Origin of the sequence: Kribbella sp. NPDC049227 (assembly GCF_043197265.1) — a bacterium.
Lineage (GTDB): Bacteria > Actinomycetota > Actinomycetes > Propionibacteriales > Kribbellaceae > Kribbella.
Map to the genome: position 1 here is coordinate 30,990 of NZ_JBICST010000010.1, position 20,716 is coordinate 51,705.

The 20,716-nt window shown below is 69.9% G+C and carries 19 protein-coding genes; 12 read left to right on the forward strand and 7 right to left on the reverse strand.

Translation table 11 applies throughout. The features are described 5' to 3' along the window. Positions 1 to 7: 7 nt before the first annotated feature. Genes ACGFH6_RS39510 through ACGFH6_RS39525 form a run of 4 tightly spaced genes read right to left on the reverse strand, consistent with a single transcriptional unit; the run spans position 8 to position 3,917 of the window. Positions 8 to 190, reverse strand: coding sequence for a CbtB-domain containing protein (locus ACGFH6_RS39510; protein WP_393395206.1), 183 nt, complete (start codon positions 188 to 190; stop codon positions 8 to 10). Then, positions 187 to 1,368, reverse strand: a complete 1,182-nt coding sequence (locus ACGFH6_RS39515; protein WP_393395209.1) for an MSMEG_0565 family glycosyltransferase — start codon at positions 1,366 to 1,368, stop codon at positions 187 to 189. The genes ACGFH6_RS39510 and ACGFH6_RS39515 overlap by 4 nt, the downstream gene beginning before the upstream one ends. A 12-nt stretch (positions 1,369 to 1,380) precedes the next feature. Beyond that, positions 1,381 to 2,910, reverse strand: coding sequence for a hypothetical protein (locus ACGFH6_RS39520; RefSeq protein ID WP_393395212.1), 1,530 nt, complete (start codon positions 2,908 to 2,910; stop codon positions 1,381 to 1,383). Next, positions 2,907 to 3,917, reverse strand: coding sequence for a carbamate kinase (locus tag ACGFH6_RS39525; RefSeq protein WP_393395215.1), 1,011 nt, complete (start codon positions 3,915 to 3,917; stop codon positions 2,907 to 2,909). The genes ACGFH6_RS39520 and ACGFH6_RS39525 overlap by 4 nt, the downstream gene beginning before the upstream one ends. A 119-nt stretch (positions 3,918 to 4,036) precedes the next feature. Here ACGFH6_RS39525 and ACGFH6_RS39530 point away from each other — a divergent pair, with 119 nt between their 5' ends. The 3 genes from ACGFH6_RS39530 (at position 4,037) to ACGFH6_RS39540 (ending at position 6,477) form a co-directional block, all read left to right on the forward strand. After that, positions 4,037 to 4,693, forward strand: a complete 657-nt coding sequence (locus ACGFH6_RS39530) for a hypothetical protein (protein ID WP_393395218.1) — start codon at positions 4,037 to 4,039, stop codon at positions 4,691 to 4,693. A gap of 87 nt (positions 4,694 to 4,780) precedes the next feature. Continuing rightward, complete coding sequence (locus ACGFH6_RS39535) at positions 4,781 to 5,944, forward strand: MSMEG_0568 family radical SAM protein (RefSeq protein WP_393395221.1); 1,164 nt, start codon at positions 4,781 to 4,783, stop codon at positions 5,942 to 5,944. After that, positions 5,941 to 6,477, forward strand: a complete 537-nt coding sequence (locus ACGFH6_RS39540; RefSeq protein WP_393395224.1) for an MSMEG_0567/Sll0786 family nitrogen starvation N-acetyltransferase — start codon at positions 5,941 to 5,943, stop codon at positions 6,475 to 6,477. The genes ACGFH6_RS39535 and ACGFH6_RS39540 overlap by 4 nt, the downstream gene beginning before the upstream one ends. On the opposite strand, the gene ACGFH6_RS39545 is transcribed toward ACGFH6_RS39540, so the two are convergent. Then, positions 6,474 to 7,454 carry an AIR synthase related protein gene (locus ACGFH6_RS39545; RefSeq protein ID WP_393395227.1) on the reverse strand — a complete coding sequence of 327 codons (981 nt, stop codon included), beginning with the start codon at positions 7,452 to 7,454 and terminating at the stop codon, positions 6,474 to 6,476. The two genes, ACGFH6_RS39540 and ACGFH6_RS39545, sit on opposite strands and share 4 nt — an antisense overlap. Positions 7,455 to 7,531: 77 nt before the next feature. Between ACGFH6_RS39545 and ACGFH6_RS39550 the strand changes: the two genes are divergently transcribed. Together ACGFH6_RS39550 and ACGFH6_RS39555 are read left to right on the forward strand one after the other, a co-directional pair. Further along, positions 7,532 to 8,959 carry a DUF1116 domain-containing protein gene (locus tag ACGFH6_RS39550; RefSeq protein WP_393395230.1) on the forward strand — a complete coding sequence of 476 codons (1,428 nt, stop codon included), beginning with the start codon at positions 7,532 to 7,534 and terminating at the stop codon, positions 8,957 to 8,959. Further along, entirely contained in the window at positions 8,956 to 9,768 is an 813-nt protein-coding gene (locus ACGFH6_RS39555) for a DUF2877 domain-containing protein (protein WP_393395233.1), read from the forward strand. Before ACGFH6_RS39550 ends, ACGFH6_RS39555 begins: the two co-directional genes overlap by 4 nt. Here ACGFH6_RS39555 and ACGFH6_RS39560 read toward each other — a convergent pair. Further along, positions 9,719 to 12,898: an ATP-binding protein gene (locus tag ACGFH6_RS39560; RefSeq protein ID WP_393395236.1), complete on the reverse strand. Its 3,180-nt coding sequence runs from the start codon at positions 12,896 to 12,898 to the stop codon at positions 9,719 to 9,721. The genes ACGFH6_RS39555 and ACGFH6_RS39560 overlap by 50 nt on opposite strands. A gap of 116 nt (positions 12,899 to 13,014) precedes the next feature. Between ACGFH6_RS39560 and ACGFH6_RS39565 the strand changes: the two genes are divergently transcribed. From ACGFH6_RS39565 to ACGFH6_RS39595, 7 genes are all read left to right on the forward strand, one after another. Beyond that, positions 13,015 to 13,809, forward strand: coding sequence for a phosphosulfolactate synthase (locus tag ACGFH6_RS39565; protein ID WP_360446362.1), 795 nt, complete (start codon positions 13,015 to 13,017; stop codon positions 13,807 to 13,809). Then, positions 13,799 to 14,728, forward strand: a complete 930-nt coding sequence (locus tag ACGFH6_RS39570; protein ID WP_393395240.1) for a hypothetical protein — start codon at positions 13,799 to 13,801, stop codon at positions 14,726 to 14,728. Before ACGFH6_RS39565 ends, ACGFH6_RS39570 begins: the two co-directional genes overlap by 11 nt. After that, entirely contained in the window at positions 14,713 to 16,062 is a 1,350-nt protein-coding gene (locus ACGFH6_RS39575) for an adenylosuccinate lyase family protein (RefSeq protein ID WP_393395243.1), read from the forward strand. The genes ACGFH6_RS39570 and ACGFH6_RS39575 overlap by 16 nt, the downstream gene beginning before the upstream one ends. Continuing rightward, positions 16,053 to 17,048 carry a pyridoxal-phosphate dependent enzyme gene (locus tag ACGFH6_RS39580; protein WP_393395245.1) on the forward strand — a complete coding sequence of 332 codons (996 nt, stop codon included), beginning with the start codon at positions 16,053 to 16,055 and terminating at the stop codon, positions 17,046 to 17,048. Before ACGFH6_RS39575 ends, ACGFH6_RS39580 begins: the two co-directional genes overlap by 10 nt. Then, positions 17,045 to 18,559: an argininosuccinate lyase gene (locus ACGFH6_RS39585; RefSeq protein WP_393395248.1), complete on the forward strand. Its 1,515-nt coding sequence runs from the start codon at positions 17,045 to 17,047 to the stop codon at positions 18,557 to 18,559. Before ACGFH6_RS39580 ends, ACGFH6_RS39585 begins: the two co-directional genes overlap by 4 nt. A gap of 65 nt (positions 18,560 to 18,624) precedes the next feature. Next, positions 18,625 to 18,951 carry a hypothetical protein gene (locus ACGFH6_RS39590; RefSeq protein ID WP_131356373.1) on the forward strand — a complete coding sequence of 109 codons (327 nt, stop codon included), beginning with the start codon at positions 18,625 to 18,627 and terminating at the stop codon, positions 18,949 to 18,951. Positions 18,952 to 18,970: 19 nt separating this feature from the next. Continuing rightward, a complete protein-coding gene (locus tag ACGFH6_RS39595; RefSeq protein WP_393395252.1) occupies positions 18,971 to 20,038 on the forward strand; it encodes a type I glyceraldehyde-3-phosphate dehydrogenase in 1,068 nt (355 codons plus the stop codon). Here the strand turns inward: ACGFH6_RS39595 and ACGFH6_RS39600 are convergent, their stop codons facing one another. Then, complete coding sequence (locus ACGFH6_RS39600) at positions 20,039 to 20,695, reverse strand: helix-turn-helix domain-containing protein (protein WP_393395255.1); 657 nt, start codon at positions 20,693 to 20,695, stop codon at positions 20,039 to 20,041. Between the last annotated feature and the right edge of the window lie 21 nt (positions 20,696 to 20,716).

The following is a 20,716-nucleotide window of genomic DNA, read 5'->3' on the forward strand; positions in this document are numbered from 1 at the left end:
GGCGTCCCTAGTGGCAGGGCACGCCGAGAATGTGGCGTCCGTCGTGGGTGAACTCGTGGACGTACGGCGCAACGGTGGACAGCACCGCACCGTTGTCCTGGAGGATGAGATACAAGGCGATGAACGACAGTACGGCGATCAGATACGCCCAGACCGGGATGCGCTCGGCCGTGGTGGTCACATTGCTCATGTGTCGGGCTCTCCTTCGGTGTGTGATGAGAGTGCTCGGCGATAGACCTCGAGGTGTTGCTCGGCGGTGCCGGACCACGGGTACGCCGCGGCGACGGCCGGCCCGCGCCGGGCCAGCCGCTGCCGGGTTGCTTCGTCGTCGACCAGTCGCGCCAGACCCTGTGCGAGTGAAGCCGCATCACCCGCGCCGGTCATCAGTGCGTCCTGCTCGTCGGTCAGGAACTCGTGGAAGACGTCGATGTCGGACGTGACGACGGGGAGTCCGGCGGCCATCGCCTCCAGGACCACCAGACCCCAGCCCTCCTTCATCGAGGGGAACGCGAAGCCGTCCGCGGCACCGAACCACTCCGGCAGCTCCTCGTCGGAGACGGTGCCGAGCAGTACGACGTCCGCACCGAGCCGCAGCCCGCTCGGCTCGAGCGAGTCGAGCACCTTCTCGCGGTAGGCCCGGTAGTCCTGGAAGGAGTGACCGCCGATGATCGCCAGCATCGGCGGATTCGGGTGCGTCGCTTTCAGCCGGGCCAAGGCCTCGACCAGATAAGCGGTGCCCTTGCGCGGCTCGATGCCACCCACGGTCAGATAGACGAAACGGTCGCCGGCGTTGATCCGCTCACGCAGTTCCTTGCGACGCAGCTCAGTGACGCCGGCGCCGAACCGGTCGGTGCGGACGCCGTTGGTGACGATGCGCGCCTCGACTCCGTAGTCGCGCAGCAGGAGGTCCTGCCAGAGCTTGCTGACCACGAGTACGTCGTCCGGCTCGAGGATCGCGTTGCGCTGGCAGTCCATCAGCGCCTGGGTGGTGAAGTCGTCGACGTGGTGGACCGTGCGGATCAGCCGGAACGGCGTACCCGCGTCCCGGACCCGAGCGGCGGCACGGGCCGAGATGCAGTCCTGGCTGTGCACGATGTCGAACTGGTCGCCGATCTCGGTGAGGAAGTCGGTCAGCGTCGCGATCGACTGGAACACCCGCTCCTCCAGCGTCGGCGCCGGAGGCGGCGCATCGACCAGCCGCACCGGTACGTCGACCTCCCGGAAGAAGCCCTTGCCCTGGTCGGACAGCGCGATGACGGTGACGTCGACCCCGGCGGCCTGCAGTGCCTCCGCAAGCTCGAGGGTGTGCACGACACCACCGCGTGGTTTCACCGAGTACGTCGTGAGCGCGAGGCGTAAGCGATCCACCGCAGCCACCGCCTACAGCTCCGCCGCAACCAGAGCGGGGTCGCGCAGTGCGATCGCGGACGCGGCGAGCGCCGCCCGGGCAGCCGTCTCGGTGACGATGCATCCGGCTCGGCGCAGCGTCTCCTGCTGGGACGCGAACCCCTGCGGGTCGAGTTCGGTGCCGAGCACATAGGCGACGACGATCGCGCCGGAGCCGGTCACCTTCTCGATCGCGGGCGCGAGCATGCCGGCCGGATCGTTGTGCGCGCCGTCACCGATCACGACGTCGAGGAGGACCGCGGCGACACTGTCGTCGTCGACCTGCCGCTCCAGGAACTCGATCCTGGCCTGCGGGTCGATCATCGGATGCGGCCTGCCGACGGTGTACTCCTCCTCGCCGAGGTCGAGGAACAGATGCGAGTCGGGCTTCGCCGAGTCGACGGTGAGCGACTTGTCCAGTGGGACGTTCGAGTGGATCGGCCCCAGGTGATCGGTGGCGATCGTCAGGGCCTCGTAGCAGAGCGTTCCGCCGCTGTAGAGACCGACGACCTTGCGTCGCGTCGGAGCCAGCCCGGTGATCAAACTGGCCACCTGCTCAGCCGACCCCTGAACCAGGTCCGGAGTCGATCCGCCGACCAGGGCGATCGTCTCGGCGGCGCCTCGTTCGAGGGTGTTGACCACTGTCACGTGGTCGGGAGTGGAGAGGCTGTCCCGCAGACCCATCAGCGCGGCGACCGTGGGCTTGGACGGCACCTTCAGGAGCCGCTCGGCGACCTCACGGGACGGCGGCTTCGACACCAGCAGGATCGCCTGCGTCCGCTCGTCCGCGTCGAGCGCGCGCAGCGCGGACTCGGCCATCAGGCCACCGACCTCCGGGGACAGGTCGCGGCCGCCCACGCCGATGACGTGCGAGACGCCGATTCCCCAGCGGTCCAGCAGGCTCATCACCTCTTGCGCGCCGGTCCCCGCGGCGGCAACGATGCCGACCGGTCCGGCGCTGACCCGGTTCGCGAACCCGAGTCCGGCGCCGGCGATCATCGCCGTACCGGCACCGGGGCCCATCACCAGCCGGCCGAGGTCGCGGGCCCGTTCCTTGAGTTCGATCTCGTCCTGCAGCGGAACGTTGTCGCTGAAGAGCAGGACGTTCAGGCCGGCCGTCAAAGCCTTGTGCGTCTCCAAAGCGGCGTACGAGCCAGGCACCGAGATGATCGCGACGTTGGCGTCCGGTCGCTCGGCCAGCGCCTCGCCGAGATCGGTCGCGTTCGGTACGTCGCCGTCCGCCTCCTGCGCGGTGGCGGCGAAGAGTGTGTCTGTGGCGGTCTCGAGCGCTGCCGCGGCCGAGTCGTCGTCCTCGGCCCGGACGGCCAGGACGAGATCGTTGGCCGCCGCGCCCTCCACATCCCCGGCGATGCCTTGCTCCGCAAGGGTCTCGAGGTTCGCGGGCGTGGCCATCAGAGCCCAGCCCCAGGACACTCCGGGCGATCCGAGGATCGCGCGGGTGGCCTCGAGGAGGCGCACGCTGTCCTTGTAGGAGTTCTTGCGTACGGCGACGCGGGTGCTCATCCGACCAGCTCCTTGGTGGTGGCAGGGGTGGGGACGTCCTCGGTCAGGATCCGAGTGCCACGGGTGCCCTCGACGATTCCGTGCGGTTCGTCGAGGGTCGCGTAGACGAGTTCAGGGGTGGTGATGGCCGCGAAGCGCGGCCGCTCGACCGAGGCCGAGCCTTCGACGAACTTGATCGCGGCGCTCATCTTCGGGCCCATGCTCCCGGGCGGGAACTGCCCGTCGGCCAGGTGGCGGCGGGCCTCGGTCACGGTCAGTTGCTCGACGGACCGCTCCTGCGGCGTACCGAAGTCGAGCTTCACCGACGGAACACCGGTGACCATGACCAGGGCGTTCGCGTTCGCAGCGACGGCGATCCGCTCGGCGGCGAAGTCCTTGTCGATGACGGCGTCGACGCCGCGGTAGGCGCCGTTCTCCTCGACCACCGGGATGCCGCCGCCGCCCGCGGCGACGACGATGTGACCCGACTGGGTCAGCGCCGCGATGGCGTTCGCCTCGAGGATCGCCTGCGGAGTGGGGGAGGGAACGACCCGGCGGAAGCCGCGGCCCGCGTCGGAGACCATGGTCCAGCCGCGCGAGGCGGCGAACTGCTCTGCCTCGGCCTGCCCGAAGAACGGTCCGATCGGCTTGCTGGGGGCGGCGAACGCGGGGTCGTCGCGGTCGACGACGATGTGCGTGACGACGGAGACCGCGCCGGAGATCTCCCGGCCGCACACCTCGTGCAGGGCCAGGCAGATCAGGCTTCCCAGTGCTCCCTGCGTCATCGCGCCGAGGGAGAACAAGGGCTGCGCCGGCACCAGCCGGGCACCTTCCTCGTGCTGGATCGCCAGGTTCCCGACCTGCGGCCCGTTCCCGTGCACGATGATGATCTGCCAGCCCTTGCGCAACAGCGAGCGAACCGACTTGGCCATCGCCAGCGCGTTCGAGTACTGCTCGTCCAAGGTGCCCCGCTGGTCCTCGCGGGTGAGTGCGTTGCCACCGAGGGCGATGACCGCGATGTCGCTCATAGATCCGGCTCCCACTGTCGTGCACGTCAGCTGTGCGTCCGCCTCGTTCGGATGGCACAACATAGCAGACGGACGTGTCGTATAGTAGATGTCGAGGCGACCGACCAGGGAGAACTGCGATGACTGACGAGATGACCGCCCGTGCGCTCCGATCCTCCTGGCGAGCCTCGGAACAGAGCCTGTACTCGATCGGCGGCGGCGACGTCGAGCGCTATCAGCTCGCGGTCCGGCTGGTCCGCGCGATCGTCGACGAACTGGGTGGCGTCGGGTCGACCGATGAGCTGGTCGACCGCTGGCCGCAGGCCGGCGAGATCGTGGCCGGCGCACTGGAGGGCACGGGTCTCACACTCGGCGCACTGCCCTTGGATCAGGTCGCGGGTGCGGCCTTCGCGCTGCGTCACGCCGCGCTGCAGGCCGAGGAGACCAGGCGAGCCAGGACCGAGCTGATCGCCGCGGCGAGGTCCGACGGTGCCGACTGGGTCGTCCTGCATGAGAGCGGTGATCTGCTGGCCGGGTTCGCGGATCCCTACGGCTCCACCCGGATGCATCTCGGGTCCGGTCTCGCGATCGTCGCCGCGGTGCAGCCGGATCTGACCACGGGGGTGGCGGTTCGCACTCTGACGGTCGTCCGGCTCGACCCGCGCACCGGCGACCTCGTCGACGACGATCCCGGCATCGCGGACCTGCAGTACTCCGACAGTACGTCGTTCCGCAGCGGAGAGGCCGCGCTGCGTGAGGTCGTGGAGGAGACGGCCGCGGCCGAACGTATCGGATGATAGACGAACGTATCGGTCAAGAGATACGGTAAGTCAATTGAGCTCCGCGAACCTTCGGCCACGTCGACACGCTCGGAAGGACCTCCCGTGACCCAGACGGCACAGACCCGCACCCCCATCGCCACCGTCGACGACGGCAGTCGGCTGAGTGACCTGATTCTCGAGCTCCAGGAGAAGGGGCTCACGGTCAGCGGCCCGCTGGAGCGCAGGCCGGGCGGTGCCGGGCCCTCGGACGCGGGCATGATCTGGGTCGAGGGGACGCCGGTCACGGTCCCGGTCGACGCCGCGTACGTCGCCGATACGCCGTACTCGCTCGAGGCGGAGGACTCCGGGCACGGGATCTACCGCGACGGGGTGCGGCTGGCTTCCGCGACACCGGCCGGGCGGCCGCGCTTCTACGACCTGGAGACCGCGGACGGGACGCCGTACTGGAAGCTCGCGCTGATGCATCTGGACTCGCTGGCGAGCACCGTTCTGCAGACCTGTGCGTACTGGGGCAACGACGACCAGTGCAAGTTCTGTGGCATCGGCGTCTCGCTCGCGTCGGGTAACACGGTGAAGGTGAAACGGCCCGAGCAGCTCGCCGAGGTCGCGGTCGCCGCCCGAGACCTCGACGGTGCCGTGGACATCACGCTCACCACCGGATCGACCTGGGGCAAGGACCGCGGCGCGTACTACGTCAGCAAGTGTGGCCACGCGATGAAGGAGGCCTCCGGGTTGCCGGTGGAGGTGCAGTTCGAGCCGCCGACCGATCTGGCCGTCATCGACAAGGTGCACAGTCTGGGCATCGACTCGCTCGGCATCCATGTCGAGTCGTTCGATCCGCAGGTGCTGGCCCGGGTCGCTCCGCCGAAGGCCCGTACCGGGATCGAGCGCTACTTCGAGACCTGGGAGTACGCCGTCGAGCGGTTCGGCGAAGGCCAGGTGTCGACGTACGTCATCCTCGGCATGGGCGAGGATCCCGAGGTCACCCTGGCCGGCTGCAAGCGGGCGATCGACATCGGGGTCTACCCGTTCATCGTGCCGCTGCGCCCGGTGCCGGGGAGCCTGATGGCCGACTCCGTCCCGCCGAGCCGCGCCTACACCGAGAGCATCGCCCGCGTGGTGGCGCCCGAACTGGTCAAGCGAGGACTGACCGCGGACAAGGTCTCGGCCGGCTGTGCGCGGTGTCAGGCGTGTTCGGCACTGGGCTCGCTGGAACGGACCATTCAGCTGGGCATGCCCAGCCTGCCGGTGCGAAGCGCGTCATGACCACGCGGTCGGCCGACGTCGGTGTCTGGCGGGCCCTCGACCGTGATCTGGCCAAGCACTATGCGATCCGGCAACGGGTCTTCGTGCTCGAGCAGCGGATCATGGAGTTCACCGACCTCGATCCGCATGACCGGGACGCACACACCATCCATGTGCTCGCCGCCCAGGGGTCCTGTGCGGCAGGCACTGTGCGGCTGTATCCGCTGGACGGCGAGCTGTGGCAGGGCGACCGGCTGGCCGTCCTTCCCTCGCACCGGTCGTCGATGGTCGGGGCCGAACTCGTTCGGTTCGCGGTCGCGACGGCCGGCGGGCTGGGCGGTGCGCAGATGCTCGCGCAGATTCAGTTGCCCAACGTGCGTTTCTTCGAGCGTCTCGGCTGGACACGTGCGGGGGCGACAGCGCCGTACTGCGGGCTACCTCATCAGCCGATGGTCTTCGACCTGACGCAGGCGCCGGCCACCACCTGGCCAGGCCGGCCGGACGAGCTCGTACTCGAGCCGCTCGTCGAAGTCCAGGACCTGCGGGCCGGCTAGGCCCACAGGCCGGTGATCGTCTCGGTCGCCAGGTCCATCAGGGTCGCCGTGCGGCCGCCGGACCCGATCGTCAGCAGACTCGCCTCGGTCACCTCACCCACCTGCGCACACACCAGGTCGTGGGCCTCGAACACCGCCGCACAATCGGCTGCGCGCTCAGTCGGGGTGGTCAGCCAGAACGCGTACGTCGGGAAGGCGATCAGCCAGCGCAACGGGTCGGTGCCGGCCGGGACCGGCATCCGGTCGAGGTCGACGTGGGTGCCGTGGCGGGTGAACTCCAGGAGCATGGCCAGCGAACCGAGCGCGCCGGCCATCGATACGTCCTTCGCCGCGACGGCCAGGCCGGCGTCGGCCACCTGGGCGAGCAGGCGGACATCGCGGGCCAGGGTCTCGGCCTGCTCCTCGATCGAGGTGAAGAACGGGAAGTCCGGCCGCATCGTGCCGTTCAGGCACGCCGCGAACATGACCGCCTGACCCGGTCGTACATGGGCCATCGAGAGCGGTGACCGCACCTGTCCGAGGGCGAACGCCGACAGCGAGGTGTCCGTCTCGGCCCGCGTCAGATGACCTCCGACGATCGGTACGTCGTACATCCGCGCGGCGTCGGACATGCCGCGGAACACCTCGGTGACCTCGGCGTCGCGGCCGATCACCGTGTTCACGATGGCCTTCGGAACGCCGCCCATCGCGGCGACATCGTTGATATTGGCAAGCACACTGGCGACACCCGCACCGTACGGGTCGGCCCGCACGAAGGGTGGCGAGATCGCCTCGCCGCAGACGACGGCGCGTGCTCCGTCGAGCTTCACCACGGCACCGTCGTCACCGGGGCCGTGGAGTGGATCGCCCGTGTCGACGAAGCCCGACACCTGGGCGATCGCGCCCTTCCCGGACACGCCCGCGTGCTGACGGACGACCGCCACCACCTCGTCCACTGCGAGGGCCGGCTGGGTGCTGGTGAGGGTTGGCTCGGTCATGGTTCGTATCCTATAATAAACGTCCATATCGGTCGAGAGATATTCGCTCCGGCTGCCATCCCTGGAAAGGCCACGTGATGAGTCAGACTCCCGTCGTCGAGCTGCCGGCCGCCGTTGATGTGATCAACATCGGGCTCCCCCTGTTCGAGAGCGCGCTGCGCGACCAGGGCCGGCCGGTCATCGGCGTGGACTGGCGGATCCCGGGCGGCGGTGAGGCGCGGACCGTGGCAGCTTTGTCCCGGCTGCTCGGCCCGCAGGCGGCCCGGATCGACCAGGCCAACGCGGAGGTACTTCGCCGGCTCAACGAGGGTGTGCCACTGCTGGTCGGCATCGACCGCGCGGGTGCCGTGATCGAGGGCATGGGGGAGCGCGACATCCTGCACTGCGGCCCGTCCATCGCGTGGGAGGACATGCCGGATCCACTCCAGCGCTCGGTGCGGGCTGCCGTTGTGGCGGAGGGCTGGGCTCCTGATGTGGCGGCCGCAGGACAGCTGGTCGAGTCGGGCGAGGTCCGCCTGGCGCCGGCCAACGAGCACCGGACCGTCGTACCGATGGCGACGTCGATCGGTCCGTCCGCGCCGGTGTACGTCGTGCAGAACGAGCTCGGCGGCGTGACTGCGTACTCGAGCATCAACCAGGGGTCTGGGGCAGTGCAGTGGTTCGGCGTCGACAGCGACGCTGCCATCGAGCGGATCCGCTTTGTCCGCGACAAGGTGGGACCGGTGCTGGCCGAAGCGCTGTCGAACCACGGGCCGGTGGATGCGTTCGCGCTCGCCGCACAAGGCGTTCCGATGGGCGACGACGTGCACATGCGGGTGCAGGCGACGACGAACCTGTTCCTGCGCGACCTTCTGCCTTACCTGGTTCGCGGTACGCACCCCGCGACGGCCGAGGTGGCGACCTTCCTGAGTGGCAACCACCTGATGTTCCTCAACGTGGCCATGGCCGCGGCGAAGTCGCTGGTGGAATGGGCCGGCGAGGTGCGCGAGTCGAGCATCGTGACCACGATGGCGCGCAACGGGACGACGTACGGCGTCCGCCTGGCCGGTGGTGGCGACGACTGGTTCCTCGCGCCCTCTCCGCCGATCCAGGATGCCTTGTACTACCCGGGTTTCGGCCCGGAGACGAGTGCGCCGGACATCGGTGACAGCGCGGTGCTGGAGCTGGTCGGACTGGGCGGACCGGCGGCGGCGAACTCGCCTGCCGTGGCCGGCTTCCTCGGCGGCCGGATGTCCCACGCGATCGCGGCCACCCGGAGCATGCAGCGCATCTGCGCCGGGGAGAGCCCGCGGTTCAGGCTGCCGATCCTCGACAACGTCGGTACGCCGGTCGGTGTGGACGTCCGCAAGGTGGTCGAGCTGGGCATCACGCCGGCCGTGAACACCGGCATCATCCACGTGAGCGCCGGGACCGGACAGGTCGGTGCGGGCGTGGCCTGGGCTCCGATCGAGTGCTTCACCGACGCCTTGCTCGATCTCGACCGACGTCTCGCGCCTGACGCGTGACAAGCCACCTAGCGCCGATCGTCGCCGGGGCGGGCGTCGCTGCCGCCCATCCCGATGGCGCGTACGGGACCGTTGTCGGCACCTTCCGGCACGGTTGCTACGTGCAGGTCCACGGTGGCATGTACGCCGTGGCCGGACCTGCCGTCGCACCCGGGCCGATTCACCTGATCGTCGAGGAGGCTCCCGCTCGGGTGCCGGAAGGACTCGCGGTCTGGCGCGACGGCGGGCGGTTGCGTTCCACCGAGTGGCAGATCGACCTGGCCGGGGCTGCTGTTTTCAGGCCACGGATGTCCGGCCCGCGGGATCTCCAGCTGGCGGCGTCCGCGCTCAACGCGATGCGCGGCCGGCTCGCTGTGCCCGATGATCTCCACTCCTGCTGGGACTCTGTACGCCGTGCCGTGGCCACCGACGATCTGACCGCGGCCAGGGAACTGCTCGAAGGCCGTGGCGGCGGCCTGACACCGACCGGCGACGACGTCCTCGCAGGCATCCTGCTGGTTCACGCCTGGCGAGGCGACGATCCGCAGAGTCTGTCCGAGGTTGCGCGGGCCGCGGCGACGACGAACCTCAGCCGATCGTTCCTCGATTGGGCGGCACGGGGGCAGAGCCTGGCGCCAGTGCACGATCTGATGGCGCACGCGGCAGCGCACGATCAACCGGCGTTCGTCCAGGCGGTCGCGACGGTGTCGGCGATCGGCGGATCGTCGGGAGTAGCGCTGCTCTGGGGCATCGGACTGGCCGCCGGCGCGGCCGGCACCGTCAGGAGTTGGCGCGCGGCAGCCGCCCCGCCTGCGCAAAGCACGACCTGAGCTGGCGGGGGAGCGTTGCCTCCAGGCGACGCAGCGCCGTACGCGCCTCGTCGGGAGCCCCGACCTCACCGAGGAGCAGGAGTGAACCGGTCTGCCGGGCGACAGCGGCGGCCTCCTCGCCGCGTCCGAGCAGGTGGAACGCCAGGGCCTGGTACTTGAGTGAACTCGCCGCCCGCGCGGCCTCGAGTAGCGCTTCTGGGTCCTGGAGGCCCATCCGGCAGGCCACCTCGCGGACTCGCAGATCCGCTCGCCACCGGAACGGCAGCCAGTGCTCGATCAGGTGCCCGGCCGTCTCCAGGCGTTCGGCCGCGCGGCCGGCCTGGCCGTCCAGACGCTCGCTGTCCGCCAGTGAGCACAGGGCATGCAGCTCCTGCTCGATCTGCAGGCTGCCCGCCTCCACCTCACGGGACTGACTCAGGGCCAGCTCCGACAACTCGTGCGCCCGCAGCGGTTCGCCCAGTTCGCGCCACACCCAGGCCAAGGTCGTGTTCGTCCGCGCTCGGTAGAACGAGACGTCGTACCGCTCGAGGATCTGTGCCTTCGTCTGCAGGACGGTCAGGGCGCCGGACAGGTCGCCGGCGTTGCCCCTGGCCAGGCCGGCGAAGAACAGTGCCCGCAGCAGCGGATGGAACGCGCCGATGCTGTTCGACACCGCGACCGCGTCGTCGAGCACCTCGATGGCCTCGCCGTACCGGTCGGCGTGGGCGAGCAGGGCGCCCAGACAGCTCGACACCGAGGCCTTCACCGCTACGTCCTCGTCGCCGTTCTCGTTCAGGGCCCGCTCGTACGCGCGATGGGCAGCGTCGAAGTCGCCGGCCCAGTGCTTGGTCCGGCCGAGCAGGTTCCACGCGCTCGGTCGGGCACCGGGCATCCGGGAGGCTTCGTCCGCGCGTGCCACCGCCTCCTCGACGTCGCGTCGGTAGTACGCCGTCCAGCCGAGTCGCTCGACCGCGGTGGCCCGGAGCGAGCGGTCACCTCGGGCGACCGCCAGCGCCTCTGCCTCCTGGTGGTCGTCCGTCGCCGCGTCGAAGGCTCCGAGCTCTTCCTCGGCCGCGCCGCGTCCGATCAGCGCGAGCCCTTCGAGCTCTTGGTCGTCTGCCTGGCGGGCGGTGTCGAGGGCGTTCGTGAACAGGCGTACGGCATCGGCGTTCGCAAAGGAACGGCGGGCCAGTGTGGCCGCTTCGTACCACGACCTCGCCGCGGCCTCGGTCAGTCCGGCCCGTTGCTGGTGATGTGCCCGCAGCTCCGGTCGCGCCGAGAAGATCTCCGCCAGTTGGCGGTGCCGCAGGACCCGGACCGGTCCCGGGAGATTGTCGTACAGCGCCTGGCCCAGGATCGGCGGTGACGACACGAACAACTCGTTGCGAGAGGCAAGCAGTCCGGCCGCCATCGCCTTCTGCAATGTGGGCATCAGGTTGACCGCCGGGCGGCCGACGAGCTGCTCGAGGGTGTCGACGTCGAACGCGGTCCCGATCACCGATGCGGACTGGAGCAGTTCCTCGACGTCGCTGCCGCTGCGCCGTACCCGGTCCAGAACCATCGAGCGCAGCGTGCCAGGGATCTCCGCCTTGTTCTCGCCGCGGGTGAGAGCGGCGAGGACCTCGACCACGAACATCGGGTGGCCCTGCGTCAGCTCCCAGACGAAGGCCGCCTCGGTGGCACTTCCAGCCTGTTGTGCCAGCAGCGCCACGTCCGACTCGTCGAGCGGCCCGAGCTCGACCAGTACGCCGTTGCCCGCCAGTGCGCGCAGCTCCGGGTCGAGGCGGTCGGACGGAACGGTCGCCACCACGAGGAGTGGTACGTCGTCGATCGTGTGCAGAAGCCACTGAAGTGCTTCCACCGTGGCCGTTCCGGCGAGGTGCAGGTCGTCGAAGTACAGCAGGAGCGGCCGGTCCTCCGCGGCGGTCGCAAGCACATGGCGCAGCGTGTTGAGGATCCGCCGATGCTCGATCTCCGGACTCGCACGCCGGTACTCCGTGACGCCCACGACGTCACGCAGATCCGGCACCAGCTCCACCGCGGTGTCCGTCCAGGAACCGAGCATGGCCGGCAGGGCGTCGGGAGCGGTGGAGAGAAGGATCCGGCTGAGCACGGTGAGCAGCGGTTGGAGCGGTGAGGATCGCTCACCCTCGAAGCAGTCGACTCTGATCGCCCGCGCGCCGCCGCGCTCGGCGTAGTCGGCCAGTTCCTGCGCGAGCGAGGAGCATCCCGAACCAGGGCTGCCGGTGACGACGATCGACCCGGCCTGTCCGGCGGCCGCGACATGCCAGCGGTCGACCATGGCGGCGTACTCGTCCTGTCTGCCGATCAGGGTGGTGCTGCCGGCCACGGACGCTGGGCGAGGCGTCAGGATGGGTCCGGGGTCGGCCCCGCTGACGATGGCACTGAACAACGCGTCGGTCTCCGGGCTCGGCTCCACCTCGAGCTCCCGGCGCAGCTCGAGCCGGAGTTCGTCGTACGTCTGCAACGCCGACGCCCGGTCGCCGAGGTGCCATTGCGCGTTCATCAGCGCGCGGCCGGCCTGCTCGTCGTGGCGGAAGCGGGACAGGACCGACTCGGCCTGGTTCGCGATCTCGCTCCACATCCCGAGCCGGGCCTGGGCGTCCCAGCTGGCCCGGTTCAAGCGGCGGGCCAGCGCGTCGACGTGGCGCTGCTGGTCCTCGGCCCAGGTCCGTTGGGCGACAGCGGGAGGCAGCTCCGGATGACCACGAGTGAGCAGGCCGAAAGCGCGGCGCGCCGCGGTGACCGTCACGGCCGGGCTCAGGGCCGCGCGGGCCTGAGCCGACTTGGTCAGCTCCTCCAGGAGCGCGAGGTCACTGGTCCACGCGCGTCCGCAGTTGAAGCGGTAGCCGGTGGACGAGGAGCCGGTGATGACGTCGGATCCGACCGCCCGGCGCACCCTGCTCACCAGCGAGGCGATCACGCGGTCGGCACTGTGCGGAGCGTCCTCGTCCCAGAGGGCGTCCACCAGAGCGTCGATGTCCACGAGCGCGCCACTGGCGGCGACCAGCCTGCGCAGCAGGATCCCGGCCCGGCCGGCCGGGATCGGGCCGAGCTGACGACCGTCCGCGTCGGTGACCGCCAAGGCCCCGAGCACGTAGACGGTCGAGGGCGCCGCATGGCTCGGCATCAGGATGACGCTCCTCTCTCCCCAGTTTCGCTGACCATCTCCTATGGTATAAATACATCACTGATAGTGGAGGGTGGGTGGTCCTCCCGGGCGAGTCGGCTGGAGAGGCAGGCGCAATGGCTGGAGCTGGTCCGAGCTTCCTGACGCTGCCGGAGCGGCCCGCCAAGCCCCGGTCGGCCGGGCTGACCCATGTCCTGGACAAAGGGTATTCCCTGGACCGCGTGGAGTCCGTACTCAAGGCGTACTCCGGCTGGATCGACGTCTGGAAGCTCGGCTGGGGTACGGCGTACATCGAGCCCGCGCTGGCCGAGAAGGTCCGAGCGCTGCGCGACCACCAGGTCAAGCCCTGCACCGGCGGCACGCTGCTCGAGATCGCCTGGCTGCAGGGCCGGGTGGACGAGTTCTTCGAGTTCGCGACCTGGGCGGGTTTCGAGTGCGTCGAGGTGTCCCGGGGGAGCACGGACATGCTGCTGGCCGAGAAGCACCGGATCATCCGGCAGGCCCGGTCGCTCGGGTTCGAGGTCTTCGCCGAGGTCGGCAGCAAGAACCCCGGTGACGCAGTGTCCGCGGCCGAATGGACCACCGAACTCGAGACGGATCTGGAGGCGGGCGCCGGCTGGCTGGTGGCCGAGGGTCGCGAGAGCGGCACCGTGGGTCTGTACGACGCGGGCGGCTACCTCCGCGAGGACCTGCTCGACGAGCTCGCCTCGTCCGCCGCGGCCGAACTGATCATCTACGAAGCGCCGCAGCGAGCGCAGCAGGCGCACCTGATCCGGCGGCTCGGCCCGGAGGTCAACCTCGGCAACATCGCGGTGGACGACGTGATGGGCCTGGAGACGTTGCGCCGCGGACTCCGCTCCGACACGATCGGGCTCGGCGCGACGCTGGAGAGCTCGGCTCGTGCGCACTGAGGAACCGGTCCTGATCCAGCCGACGGATCCCGGCGCACCGAACGTCATCCCGTCGCGCTACCGCCAGGTCGCCGTCGCGGCCGTCCCGACCCTCGACCCCGTCTGGCTGGCCGATCACTTCACCGATCGCGAGGTGTACTTCCGGACCCGGTTCATCGTGGCCCGGCACGAAGGTCGCGTGGCGCTGGTCGAGGTGGACCGCAAGCCGTCCGCGGACCTGTTCACGCTGACCGTCGCGGCCCGGGTGCTGGCCGGCCCCGACGACTGTGCCGTGGTGGTCGACGAGACCGTCGACACCGCCGTGCCGTCACAGCTGGCTGCCGCCGCGGAGGCCTTTCCCGGCGTCCGGTGTGTCGTGGTCGAGGGGTCCTACTCCCACGTGAGCTTCATCCTGAACCCGGCGCCGATCCGGATCAGGCTCGTCGACGTCGTTCCGCCCGGCCCGGCCAAGTTGCTCGACCAGGTACGCCGGGTGCTCGCGACGGCCGAGGATCTCCCGCCGATCGTCGTCGTACCGGAGCTGGTCGACAGCCGACACCTTCTCGCCGAGGCGTACCACGTACCTCCGCGCGATGTGCTGATCCCGTGTCGTGGTTCGGGGATGGACTTCCCGGGCAGCACGGTGTCGTTCCTGGACGAGCGACCGCCGGAGCGCGACTGGACGCTGCTCGGGTGTGAACGCTCCAATCAGATCCACCAGTGGTTCTACGGCAGCACGCCTGAACGCGTCGACATCTGTCCGCGCCAGTGGCTGACGGCGGACGGCCGGCGGACGCTCACCCGCTGCTGCCTGCTCCAGGAGGGCATCGAGAGCGAGCCGACCGGAACAGTCGTGCCCTGGGGTGCCTCGCTGGCCGAGGTTCGCGCGGCGCTGGAGACGATCGTGGATCGGTCGGGGGTCGCATGGACGCACATCTGATCGATTCCGCGGTCTTCGGGCATCAGTGGAGTACGGCGGAGAGCCGCGGGATCTTCGCCGAATCCGCCCGGGTTGCCCGGTGGCTCGACGTGATCATCGCGCTGGCCGAGGCCCAGGCGGACGTCGGCATCATCCCGGCCTCGTCGGCGGCTGCCATCGCGGGGCTCCGTGGTGCCGAGCTGGATCTGGAAGCCGTTGCGGAAGGCACCCGGACGACTTCGCACTCGACGCTCGGTCTGATCCAGGTGCTGCAGCGGATGCTGCCCGCCGACGCGGCCGAGCACGTGTACTACGGCACCACCGTCCAGGACATCTCGGACACCGCACAGGTGCTGGAGATCGCCGAGGTCGGCGGGCTGGCCTGGCGGGACCTCTGGGCGATCGAGGCCGAGCTGCTGGCCCTTGCCGAGCGGTACCGCGAGACGCCGATGCTGGGCCGCACCCACGGTCAGCCGGGGGCTCCGATCACCTTCGGGTTCAAGGCCGCGACGTGGGCCGACGAGATCGGGCGCAGTCTGGAACGTCTTCGCCAGGGTCGCGACCGCTGGCTGGTGGCCGAGCTGGGTGGAGCGGTCGGCGTGCTCGGGTTCTTCGGTGCACAGGCGTTGCCGCTGCGGGCGGCGTACTGCGATCGACTCGGGCTGGCCGAGCCGGCCATCTCCTGGTTGACCACTCGCGATCGGCTCGCGGAGTTCGCTCAGGTGATGGCCGTTGCGGTCGGCGCGATGGCGCGGATCGCCAGCGAGGTCTACATGCTCGCCCGCGCCGAACTGGCCGAGGTACGCGAGCCGACGCCGTCGACCACGGTGGGCAGTATCTCGATGCCACACAAGCGCAATCCCGAGGTGTCCGAGCAGATCGTCACCCTCGCCCGGCTGGTTCGATCCTCGGCGGGTGTGCTCGCCGAGACGTTGATCGGCGAGCACGAGCGAGACGGCCGCTCGTGGAAGACCGAGTGGGTCGTGCTGCCGGAGCTCAGCCACTACGCTCTCGCCGCGTCCGGTATGACGCGGTCCCTGGTAGGCGGGCTCGAGGTCGACCCGGCACGGATGCTCGCGAACCTGGAGGCGACCGGCACGGCGTCCTCGGAGCGGCTGCTGAGCGTGATGTCGGCGCGGCTGGGCAAGCACCGGGCCCAGGCCACGCTGCAGGACGCCTACCGCGCCGCGATCGGCTCCGGCCGTTCTCTGACGGCAGTGCTCGACGGGCAGATCGAGCCCGCCGAGCTGGCCGAACTCGACCGGTTCGACACAGGCGCAGCTGCTGCCATGACCGACGAGGTGGTGGCCCGCGCCACCCGTCGTCGGGCCGGGGAGAGTGCATCGTGGCGCTGAGCGACCTTCCCCGCGTGCCGCTCGGGACCTTCCCCACTCCGCTGCAGCACGTCGCGGATCTCGCGGGTACGCCGGGACTGCGCGACGTACTCGTCAAGCGGGACGACCTGACCGGGTTCGCCTGGGGCGGCAACAAGGTGCGCACCCTCGAGTACGTCCTCGGGGACGCTGTGTCGCTGCGGGCCGACACCATCGTGGTCGCGGGCGGTCCCCCTTCGAACTTCGCCGCTCTCCTGGCCGTTGCTGCCGCCGGACAAGGTATCGCGGTCGTGCAGGTCTGCTACGGCAACCCGCGCGATGGTGCAGCCGCGCTGGCCTTGTCGAGACGGGCAGGCGCGACCGTGGAGTTCACCGGCTCCGCCGATCGCAGCAGCATGGACGAGTACGCGGGCGCGCTGGCCGGACGGCTACGGGCACAGGGTCGACGGCCGTACGTCGTACCTCGCGGGGGAGCGACACCGGTAGGCGCGTGTGGCTTCGCCGTCGCGGCCGCGGAGTTGGTCTCGCAGTTGGCCGAACGACGGATCGGCGCCGCGAGCGTCGTGATCCCGGTCGGCTCCGGCGGCAGCATCGCCGGACTGCTCGCCGGCCTCGCGTCAACCACTGGCATCGAGATCGTAGGTGTCTCGGTCTCGCGGCCCGTCGCGGAGATCGAGGCGCAGGTTTCGACCCGCGCGGAGGAGTGCGCCCGGCTGATCGGCGCTACCGGCCCGCTGCCCCGCTGGCGAGTGGTCGACGGACGCGGCCCCGGGTACGGCGGCGGATGGCCCGAGGCTGACGAATTGGCCGGCGCCTTGTTGCAGCACAGCGGTTTCGTCGCTGACCCGGTCTACAACGCGAAAGCGCTGTGGTGGCTGAGCAGTCACCGCAGCGAGCTGGCAGGACCCGTCCTGTACTGGAGCACCGGTGGGGCACTCGCCGCCGCCGACGAACTCACCACCCCGGCAGCCACCCCCACGGCCGTCGGCGAGGAGGCAACGTCATGACAGCGGTGAACTCGGGCCGACGGGTCGAAGGGCCCTCCAAGGACCGCCCCGCGCAGCAACTCATCGACGCGGGGTTCGCCTGGGAGATCGCGGACGCACCGCTGCTGCACCACGGTCTGAACATGGCCGACATCGCCCACGTACTCGACCTCCGCCACCGGCACATCATCCCGGAACGGGCAGCCGCGGCGCTGCTCGGCGTACTGCTGGACACGCATCGCACCAAGCCCGAGGACTTCCCGTACGACGCGGCGTACGGCGAACCGTACAACTCGCGCGAGCGCCACTTCGTCGCCACGATCGGCGACGACGCCGGCTGGTTGCACGCCGGCCGGCCCCGGCGCGAGGCGGCCCGGGTCGCACTGCGGATCCTGCTGCGCGGACTGACCGCCCGGCTCGCGGTCGCCGCCTCCGAGTTCGCCGCCACCTCGTGCCGTACGGCGGCCCGCTATCGCGAGGTGTACATGCCGGACCAGACGTACCTCCAGCAGGCGCAGCCCTCGACGTTCGGCCACTACCTGCTCGGGTTCGTGCCGCCGGCGATCCGGGACTGCGATCGGTTGATGGACGCCCTGGCCCAGGTCAACACCAGTCCCGGCGGCGCGGGGTGTGTCAACGGCAGCCGGTTGCTGGACGACCGGCGGGTGATCGCGGACCTGCTCGGGTTCGACGACGTCATCACCCACACCCGCGACGCGATGTGGCAGACCGACACCTTCGTCGATCTGCTGACCACCAGCGTCAGCCTGCTGTCCAACCAGTCCAAGCTCGCCGAGGACCTCGAGATCTGGTCCAGTCAGGAGTTCGACTACGTCGACCTGGCCGGCCCGTACACCCGTGCCTCGGTGCTGATGCCGCAGAAGCGCAACCCGTACGCGTTGTCGATCGTTCGCGGTGGTGGCGGCGTACTGATCGGGCGGCTGACCGGGTTCCTGGCGGTCGTGAAGAGCCCGTCGGCCCGCAGCGACAACCTGATCTTCGCGTACGGCGAGATCCCCAAGGCGGTCGAGTTCGCAACCCGGATCACCGCGCTGATGGAAGGCGTGGTGGACACGCTCAGCGTCAACGAGGACCGGATGTGGCAGCGGCTGGAGGAGGGGTACACCCAGGCCACGGATCTGGCCGAGTTCGTCATGCTTCGATGCGGCCTGGACTACCGGGCGGCGTACCTGGTCGTGGGCGAGGTGGTGCGCGAGGCCAGCCGGCGCGGGGTCCGGGGTGTCGACATCAGCTCCGACGACCTCGATCGCGCGGCGACATCGGTCGTCGGGCGCACCCTGGATCTCGATCCCGAGGAGATCAGGACGGTCCTCGATCCGCGGGCGATCGTCGCGACCCGCAGCGCCCTCGGCGGCGCCGCGCCGGAGGCCGTCGAGTCGATGACCGAGGAGTACCTGGCCAAGGCCGTGGACCTCGGCTACCGGGCGAATCACGCGCTCGAGAAGTACGCCGCCGCGGAGGCCCGGCTGCTCGCCGAGGCGGAACAGGTGGCCGCCGGACGGAACGACTGAGCCCGTCGTAGGCCCGTTGCAACGCCGTGCAACACCTGTGCAACAGCAGGGGGCAGCATCCGTTCATGGACACGTACATCGCTGGACCTGACTGCTGCGGATGCCGCTTCGAGCAGAGTGCACCGGCGCACCATCGGCGCCTGATGTCCCTGGAGGCACAGCCGATGACCTCCTTGGTGGAGCTCATCGAGATGGCCGCCACCTGGGGTGAGATCGAGTACGGCGAGTTCGAGCCGGTGATCCCCCCGAGCGAATGGATCGACTTCGCCGAGGCGCACGCGTGGACCGACGGTGACCGCGTGTTCGACGCGCTGGTGGCACTTGCCTCCCTGGTGCCACCAGCGCGCTCCACGGCCGGCGCCAGAGCCGTGCCCGTGCTGGTTTCGGTGTGAGACCCCGAGAGGAATCCCGATGACCGATGCACCCCGGATCGCGATCAACGGCCTCGGCCGGATCGGCCGTGCGCTGCTGCGCTCCATCATCGCCCGCGACTCGTTCGTCGACGTCGTCGCCGTCCACGACCTGACCCCCGCCTCGACGCTGGCCTACCTGCTCCAGCACGACACGGTGCACGGCCGGCTCGGCGTACCGGTGGTGGCGACCGACGACGAGCTGATGGTCGGCGACCGGAGGATCCGGGTGCTGCGGGCGAACCACCCGGGGAACCTGCCGTGGTCGGCGCTCGGGGTCGACGTGGTCGCCGAGTGCAGCGGTCATTTCACCAGCAGGGACCGCGCCGGAGGGCATCTGCGGGCCGGCGCGAAGCGAGTGGTCATCTCCACCCCGACCGACTCGGCGGAGGCGACGATCTGCCTCGGCGTCAACGAGGCGAGTCTCGACCCGGACTCGGACCGGATCATCTCGAACGCATCCTGTACGACGAACTGTGTCGCACCGATCCTCGCGATCCTCGACGAAGCGTTCGGGGTCGAGGGTGGCTGGGTCGACACCGTGCACGCGTACACGAACGACCAGCAACTGCTCGACCTGCCGCACCACGACCTGCGCCGATCCCGTGCCGCGGGTCAGAACATCATCCCGACCGGAACAGGTGCCGACACCGCGCTCGCGCGTGTACTGCCGCATCTGAAGGACCGCGTGCACAGCGTCGCCGTGCGGGTCCCGGTGCCCGACGGCTCGCTCAGCAACGTCGTGGGCATGCTCCGCGGCCGGGCGAGCACAGAACAGGTGCGCGACGCGTTCATCCAGGCCGCGCTGTCCGAGCGCTGGTCCGGCATCGTGGGCGTGAGTGACATGCCGATGGTCTCCAGCGACGTGATCGGCGACCCGAGGTCCTGCGTCGTGTCTCTGCAGGACATCGAGTCGCACGGCGACGCCGTCCGCGTGTTCGGCTGGTACGACAACGAGTGGGGTTACGCCAACCGGCTGCTCGACCTGGTCGAGATGGTGACGCTGCGCACCAACGTCAGGCGCCCCGTGACCGACCTGGGCACACCCCGCTCCGCTCTGGTGCGGTGATCAGTTCCGGCGTTCGGGGAGCGACACCCAGACCGCCTTGGTGGCGCGGCCGGAGGGGTTGCGCCAGGAGTGGCTCTCCTCGGAGCGGAAGTGCAGCGAATCGCCCGCGCTGAGACGGTAGGTCTGAGCACCCACCGTCAGCTCCAGCGATCCCGACTGGACATGCACCAAGGTCTCGCCGGCTGAGCGCCGTTCGTCATCGGCCGACTGTGCGCCCGCGGCGATCTCGACGACACTCGCCGTCAGGTCGAAGGGCCCTGAGTCGGCGGAGATCGATCCGAGCACCACAGCTCCATCGTGTGACGTGTGGATCCGCCGCTGGTCCTTGGGGGTGAAGGTCACCGGCGTGGCCGGAGCGTCGGTCTCGTCGATGAAGTGCGCGACCGGCACCTGGAAGGCCGCCGCCAGCTTGAGCAGCGTGGTGATGGTCGGGACCATCGTGCCCTGCTCCACCTTGTGAATCGCGGCCGGCGACACGTCGGAGCGCTCGGCCAGCTGCTGGAGTGACAGCCCGAGCCGAGCGCGCAGAGCACGCAGCCGCGGGCCGATGCCGGAGACGACCTCGGAGACGGCGGACTCCGACAGCGGGGGCCCGGTGGGTCTCTCGTCCGGCGCGTCGTCGCGGGCCCGTGCTGCCCGCTGCGATGGAGGTGTCACTGATCGCTCCTTGGTCGTCTG